The 6,980-nt window shown below is 70.3% G+C and carries 4 protein-coding genes and 1 pseudogene; 2 read left to right on the top strand and 3 right to left on the bottom strand.

Features of this window, described 5'->3' with window-relative positions; translation table 11 throughout:
• Positions 1–79: 79 nt before the first annotated feature.
• The 3 genes from FV223_RS16575 to lptF all read right to left on the bottom strand — a co-directional run bounded on the left by FV223_RS16575 (position 80) and on the right by lptF (position 5,013).
• Complete coding sequence (locus FV223_RS16575) at positions 80–2,680, bottom strand: LPS-assembly protein LptD (RefSeq protein WP_147728066.1); 2,601 nt, start codon at positions 2,678–2,680, stop codon at positions 80–82.
• An 80-nt stretch (positions 2,681–2,760) separates the two neighbouring features.
• Complete coding sequence (gene lptG / locus FV223_RS16570) at positions 2,761–3,849, bottom strand: LPS export ABC transporter permease LptG (RefSeq protein WP_147728065.1); 1,089 nt, start codon at positions 3,847–3,849, stop codon at positions 2,761–2,763.
• A gap of 6 nt (positions 3,850–3,855) precedes the next feature.
• Entirely contained in the window at positions 3,856–5,013 is a 1,158-nt protein-coding gene (lptF, locus tag FV223_RS16565) for an LPS export ABC transporter permease LptF (RefSeq protein ID WP_147728064.1), read from the bottom strand.
• Positions 5,014–5,239: 226 nt separating this feature from the next.
• Here lptF and FV223_RS16560 point away from each other — a divergent pair, with 226 nt between their 5' ends.
• Positions 5,240–6,739, top strand: coding sequence for a leucyl aminopeptidase (locus FV223_RS16560; RefSeq protein WP_147728063.1), 1,500 nt, complete (start codon positions 5,240–5,242; stop codon positions 6,737–6,739).
• 30 nt (positions 6,740–6,769) lie between these two features.
• Positions 6,770–6,980: pseudogene (locus tag FV223_RS16555) on the top strand (hypothetical protein); the annotation flags it as partial.

Genomic DNA, 6,980 nt, shown 5'->3' with positions numbered 1-6,980 from the left:
GCATCGGGGTCGGCGGGGTTTCGCGGCGGGGAGGCCTGCCTTAGCAGGCCGCCCGCGCCGCCGCGACCCGCTCCCGCGCTCAGTGCGCCGAGGCGATGCCGTCCGCGGTGGTGGCGGTGCCGACGTTCTGGCGCAGGTCGGCCTCGCCGAGGGTCTTGAGCTCGACGCGCAGCAGCACGGTCTGGTTGCGCTCGGCGACGCCGGTCACGGTGGCGATCGGCGAGACGATGTAGTTCAGCGACACCGTGGTGCACTCGTCCTGGTAGCCGGCGCCGACGCTCATGCCCGACAGGTAGAACCGGCCCGGGTTCTGGTAGGTCGGCAGGGTGCCGACCGGGTTGGCGATGTAGCTCGCCAGCGCCTCGGAATAGAGCGTCCGCGTGTCGAGGTAGTGCGTCAGGTCGACGAGCGCCGAGCCGGTGACGAACCAGTTCGGGGTGATGTTGTAGGTCGCCGTCGCGGTGATGCCCTCGCGGCGATGGCTGAAGCCGAGCAGCGGCTGCGCCTCGTAGTACGAGTAGAACGCCGACAGCGACAGCGGCAGGAACGGCGCGAAGCGCGCGGTGACGCCGGTCTCGAAGCGGTTCACCTTGAAGTCCGCGTGGTCGAAGCGGGCGCGGGTGATCAAGCTGATGTTCTGGTTCGGCGAGACCTGGAAGCGGCCCACGAAGTCGGAGGCGGTGCTCTCCAGGCCGGAATCGAGGCCGACATTGGCGATGTCGCCGCGGCGGAACGAGTTGACGCCGGCGAGCTGGATCGACTCGCCGAACATCGCGTTCGCGTACCAGCCCGAGGCGGTGACGACCGAGTACTGCGCGCCGAGGTTGGTGCGCACGCCGCCCTCGACCCGGTCGTAGCCGGAGAACTTGTCCCACTGGAACAGCGAGGTGTCGTCGAAGACGAGGCTCTGCGCGTCCTCGTTCGGCAGGTGGCCGATCCGGGTCTCGGAGGGGCGTGCGATGACCTGGGCGATCGGCTCCAGGGTGTGGACGCCGAGCGGCCCGAAATCGCTGACGAAGGGATAGCGGTAGTCGATGCCGACCGCCGGCATCACCCGGCCGGAGAAGCCGTCGTCGACGGAGGCGATCTGCGGCACCAGGGCGTTCTGGTAGCCCGACAGGCTCGGGTTCACGAAGAACGCGTCGGTGCGCAGGTACGCGAACGGCGTGATCGCTTGGCCGAGGTCGTCGATGAAGGTCCGGCGCCAGGAGAGCTGCGCCGAGGCGCGGGTGTCCGTGCCGGCCAGGCCCCGCACCAGGCAGGTGTTGCGGTTGAAGGTCGTGCAGGTCTCGTAGAGCGGGTAGCTGATGCCGTTGACGCTCGGGCTGAACAGGTAGGTGCCGGTGCGCGGCAGGCCCTGGAAGTCCGTCGCCTCGCGGGTCAGGCTGGTGATGTTGGCCTGGAAGCGGACCTCGCCGCCGAGCTCGCCCGGGCCGTTGATGCGCTTGTCGTAGTCGATCACCGGCAGGACCAGCGGCTGCTCCTTCTGCCAGTCGAAGCTCGACAGGCCCTTGAAGTAGTAGCCGCGCATCTCGAAGTACGAGCGGTCGCCCTGGCCGGTGAGGTGCGCGGTCGATACCGCCTCTCGGAAGTAGTCCGTCGTGATCGACTGGTTGCGGATGCGGTAGTTGTCGAGGAACCACTTGTCGGTCACGCCGACGAGGTCCCAGCCGGTGCGCCAGCGGTCGTTGATGTAGAACCGGCCCTTCGATTCGATCGAGCCGCGGAAGTCGCGGTCGCCCGCGCCGATCGGTCCCGGCAGGAAGGCCGAGGGCGTCGTCTGGAAGATGCCCGAGACTCGCAGGTTGTAGCTGCCGTTGTCGAGGCGCTGGCGGAACTCGCCCTGCCCGAGCACGCCCTGGCGGCTCAGGAAGGACGGCGACAGCGTCAGGTCGTAATCCGGCGCGAGGTTGAAGAAGTACGGCACCGTCAGGCCGGTGCCGAGCGCCGTCGTGTTGATGAAGCGCGGGGTCAGGAAGCCGCTCTGGCGCTTCACCGTCGGGTCGGCGGACTCGAAATACGGCAGGTAGGCGACCGGGATCCCGGCGATCTCGACGGTCGAGTCTTCGAAGTAGATCGTGTGGGTCTCGTTGTTGTGGATGATCTTGGCGGCGCGCACCTGCCACAGCGGCGGCTTCTCCGGGTGGTCGCGGCACGGCTCGCAGGCGGTGTAGGTGCCGGAATCGAAGCTGGTCTGCTCGCCTTCCAGCCGCTCGCCGCGCGGCGACGAGAAGCGCGTGCGGATGGTCTCGCCCTTGCGCTCCACGGTCTGCTGGATGCGCAGGCTGTCGATGAAGCCGCTCTTGAAGTCGTCGGTGAGCTCCATCTTCTCGCCGGTGACGACGGCGCCGTCCTGGTCGGTCAGGCGGACGTTGCCCTCGGCGAAGACGCGGCTCGAGGCCCGGTCGTAGCGGACGCGGTCGGCCTGCAGCGTGCGCGGGCCGTAATGCAGCTCGGCGTTGCCGCGCGCCGTGACGGTGTTCTTGTCGTTGTCGTAGATCAGCTCGTCGGCCTCGACGAGGAGCTTGTCGCCGGGCTTGCCGGCCACGGGCTTGCCGGCGACCGGCTTGCCGCCCGGCAGGCCCTGGGCGCCCGCGGGCACGGCACCGCCGACGGACGTGCCGGCGCAGAGCAGCGCCAGCAGCCCGAGGACCTTCGCGATGTCGGCGACCTTACGCAACGCCTGTCCCAACTCCGCTGACGCCCGCCGCCACGTTTCCGTCCACGTCCGTCTCCCGTGCCCGCTCCGGAGAGCGGGCGTCAGCCGTCTTCCTGGTACAGAAGCGTGAGCGTACCGAGAAGGCTTCCTACCACGGCCGGGAACCACGCCGCCACCGGCGCCGCGACGATCCCGGAGGCTCCGAGGCCTTCCATCACCTGGCGGGCGACGTACAGGGCGAACCCCGCGGCGACCCCTCCGAGCACCAGCTTTCCCACACCACCAAAGCGGAAGAACCGTAAGGAAACGGTTGCCGCCACCAGGACCATGGCCAGGAAGAGGATCGGCCGGGCCCACAGCACATCATACTGGAGACGGTAGCGGGTCGCATCCAACCCGGCCCGCTCGGTGCGTGCGATGGTGTCGGGTAGTTGCCAGAAAGGCACGGATTCCGGGGGGGTGAAGCGCTGGCGCACCTGGCTCGGATCGAGGGTCGAGGCGATGAGGTAGGTGCCGAAGGCCTCCGGCGGGCTGCCCGGCGTCAGCACCCGGGTGTCGGTCAGCTCCCAGTAGCCGTCGTGCAGGCTCGCCCGCGCGGCGACGATCTGCGAGACGAACAGGCCGGCATCGTCGAAGGTGAAGACCTGCACGCCGGCCAGCGTCGTCGTGCCCTCGATCGCGGTCTCGGCGCGGATGATCGCGCCGCCGTCGAGGCTCTTCTGGCGGATCCACAGGTCCTTGCCCGAGGACGCCTTGGTCGACTTGGCGAAGATCTTCGCCTCGATCTCGGTCGAGCGCTGCTTCATCATCGCCGAGACCGGGTTGTAGACCCCGACCGTGAAGGCGCCGAGCGCCAGGGCGACGAAGAAGCCCGGCTGCAGGAACTGCCAGGCCGAGATCCCGGCGGCGCGCGCCACCACCAGCTCGAGCTTGCGCGAGAGCTGGAGCATGGCCGCCATCGAGCCGAACAGCACGGCGAAGGGCAGCACGCCCTCGGCCACCGCGGGCGTGCGGTAGAGCGAGAGCTGGGCCATCAAACCTGTGGACGCGCCCTCCGCGTCGCCGGCGCGGCGCAGCAGCTCCACTAAATCGAGGGTGTAGACCAGCGCGAACACCGTGATGAACACGCCGAGCACGGTGCGCGCGAAGCGGGCCGCGAAGTAGCGCCCGAGGGTGAACCCGATCAGCATGCGGTTTCAGCCGGCGGCGAGGCGGGGCGCGCGGAACCGCCCCCGCACGGCGGCCGCGAGGCGGCCGTTGAGGGCGCGCACCGCCGGGCCCTGGAAGATGATCAGCGACGACAACGCGATCGCCAGCAGCGGCACCGCGTAGATCGCCGCCACCGCCCCGGCGCTGCGGGTCGCCGCGCTGGTCGCGGTGAAGCCGGCGATGCGCAGGGCGATGACCGCGATGACCGCGCTCGCGACCGCGCCGGCCCGGCCCTGTCGGGTGGTGCGCGGGTCGCCGAGCGCCGCGAACGCGATGAAGACCAGGGCGAGCGGGTAGAGCCAGGCCGAGAGCCGGTCGTGCAGCTCGGCGCGGAAGCGGCCCTTCTGCAGCTGGAAGTAGCCCTCGGTCCTGTCGGGGAAGAGCAGCTGCGCGGTCGAGCGCTCGCGCGGCTTGTACACCGTGTCGCCGTCGGGCGGCGCGAAGGCCGCGAGGTCGATCGTGTAGCGCTCGAAGGTCAGGATCGAGCTGTCCCGCGAATCCTTCTGCTGCTGGTGCACGCTGCCGTTCTGCAGGGCGAGGTAGCTGCCGCCGTCCACGTCGATCGCGTTGCCGCGCTCGGCGAGATAGACCTTGGTCTTGCCGGCTTCGCGCCGGTCCTGGATGAACAGGCCGAGCAGGGCGCCGCCGGGGCCGCGCTCGCGGAAGTGGAAGGTGATGCCGTTGTCGAGCTGGGTGAACTGCCCTTCCTTGACGACGTTGGCGATGAAGTCGCCGCGCACGCGGGTGATCACGTCGCGCAGCTCCTGGAAGCTCGCCGGCATCACCACGATGGTCACGAACCCGACCAGCGCGCTCACCGCGAAGGCCAGCGTGAGGAACGGCCGCAGGATCGCACGCGGCTTCATCCCGGACGCCGACATCACGATCAGCTCGGAATCGCCGTTGAGGCGGTTGAGCGCGTAGACGACGGCGATGAACAGGGCCACCGGCGCGATCACAACGACGAGGGTCGGCAACGACAGGCCGGTGATGAACAGGAAGACCAGCACGGTCTGGCCCTTGGCCGTGATCAGGTCGAGCTCGCGCAGCGCCTGCGTCACCCAGATCGTGCCGGTGAGGCCGACGAGGCAGGCGAGGAAGGCCCCGAGCGCGATGCGGAAGATGTAGCGCGCGATCTGCGTCATCGAACCCCTACTTCCGCCATGCCCGCCCGTCGCCGCGCCCGCCCGCACGGTCTGGGGCCCCGTCGCCGGATCGCCCGGCCGTCCTTTCCGATGGCGCGTGAACTGGGGCCTTTCGAGGGCGCCCGGGTCGCGTTGCGTTCTCCGCCTCACCGGCTACACAGGGCACCGATGGGCGTGCGGCTGTCGAGCACGCTCGTGACAGCGGAACAGGGCAGAAGGCAACGCCATGTCGGACGGCATCACCATCCATTTCGCCCCCCTCGGCCGGGGCGGATCCGGGGACCTCGTGGTGTTCGTCGGCGACGACCTCGTGCTCGGCGCGGGCGCGCGGGATGCGCTCGGCCAGGGCGGCATCGACCTGATCGCCCGCGCCGCCGGCAGCGAGAAGTTCAAGGCGCGGGCCTCGAGCGCGCTGGTGCTGCCGGCGCCGGCCGGCGTCGACGCCGTTCGGCTGGTGGTGGTCGGCCTCGGCACCGACAAGGACCGCGCCAAGATCGACTGGCCGGTTCTCGGCGGCTTCACCGCGGGCAAGGTCTCGGGCCGCGAGGCGCGCGTGGTGCTCGACTGGCCGGGCGCCGCGATCGCGGCGGCGAACGCCGCCGACTTCGCCCTCGGCGCGCGCCTGCGCAGCTACGGCTTCGACCGCTACAAGACCAAGAAGAAGCCCGACGCCGAGGACACCAAGGCCGCGACCACGCTGACCTTGATGCTCGCCGGCCACGCCGAGGCCGAGGCCGCGGCGCAGGCGAGCACCGCCGTCGCCGAAGGCGTGACGCTGGCCCGCGACCTGATCAACGAGCCGCCGAACGTCCTGACGCCGGAAGAGTTCGCCCGTCGCGCCTCCGAGCTGACCAGGCTCGGCGTCGAGGTCGAGGTGCTGGAGCCGGCCCGGATGCGCGAGCTCGGCATGGGCGCGCTGCTGGCCGTGGCGCAGGGCTCGGTGCGCGAGCCGCGGGTCGTGGTGATGCGCTGGAACGGCGGCCCGGCCGGCGAGGCGCCGGTGGCCTTCATCGGCAAGGGCGTGGTGTTCGATTCCGGCGGCATCTCGATCAAGTCGGCCGGCGGCATGGAGGACATGAAGGGCGACATGGGCGGCGCGGCCGCCGTCGTCGGCACCCTGCACGCGCTCGCCGCCCGCAAGGCGCGGGTCAACGTGGTCGGCGCCATCGGCATCGTCGAGAACATGCCCGACGGCGCCTCCTACCGGCCGTCCGACATCGTCACCTCGATGTCGGGCCAGACCATCGAGGTGATCAACACCGACGCGGAAGGCCGCCTCGTCCTCGCCGACGTGATCTGGCACGTGCAGGGCGCCTACAAGCCGAAATTCATGATCGACCTCGCCACGCTCACCGGCGCGATCATCGTGGCGCTGGGCCAGGACATCGCCGGCCTGTTCTCGAACGACGACGACCTGGCGGCGAAGATCCACGCCACCGGCGAGGCGGTCGGCGAGAAGGTCTGGCGGATGCCGCTCATTCCCGCCTACGACAAGGCGATCGACTCGAAGTTCGCCGACATGAAGAACACCGGCGGCCGCCACGGCGGCGCCGCGACGGCGGCGGCCTTCATCAAGCGCTACGTCAACGACGTGCCGTGGGCGCATCTCGACATCGCGGGCGTCGGCATGTCCTCGACCGCGAGCGAGATCAACAAGAGCTGGGGCGCCGGCTGGGGCGTGCGCCTGCTGGACCGGCTGGTGCGCGACCACTACGAGGCGAAGTAGCGGCCCGGCCGCGTCACGGCGGAGCGCCCGATGCGCAGGACAACCCTCGCGGCCGCACCCGTGGCGGCGGCGTTGCTCTGCCTCGGTCTCGTCGCCGCGACCGGGGTCAGCCAGCGCTCCGACCTGCCGGACTGGCTGGCGCCGCGCGCCTACGGGTTCTTCCTCGACAGCTATCCCCTGTTCGCCTTCGCCCTGGTCTACGGCGTCGCCCGCCTCGTCGCGACGGCCGCGGCGCCGGGGC

The sequence above is a fragment of the Methylobacterium sp. WL116 genome (genome assembly GCF_008039455.1).
In the GTDB taxonomy this organism is placed as follows: domain Bacteria; phylum Pseudomonadota; class Alphaproteobacteria; order Rhizobiales; family Beijerinckiaceae; genus Methylobacterium.
The sequence above is the reverse complement of the archived record's forward strand: the minus strand, read 5'-3'. Positions and strand labels throughout refer to the sequence as shown.

Bases quoted from the DNA above. Each gene is read 5' to 3' on its own strand.
- lptG (WP_147728065.1), bottom strand. From the start codon at position 3,849: ATGCTGATCGGGTTCACCCTCGGGCGCTACTTCGCGGCCCGCTTCGCG.
- lptF (WP_147728064.1), bottom strand. From the start codon at position 5,013: ATGACGCAGATCGCGCGCTACATCTTCCGCATCGCGCTCGGGGCCTTC.
- FV223_RS16560 (WP_147728063.1), top strand. From the start codon at position 5,240: ATGTCGGACGGCATCACCATCCATTTCGCCCCCCTCGGCCGGGGCGGA.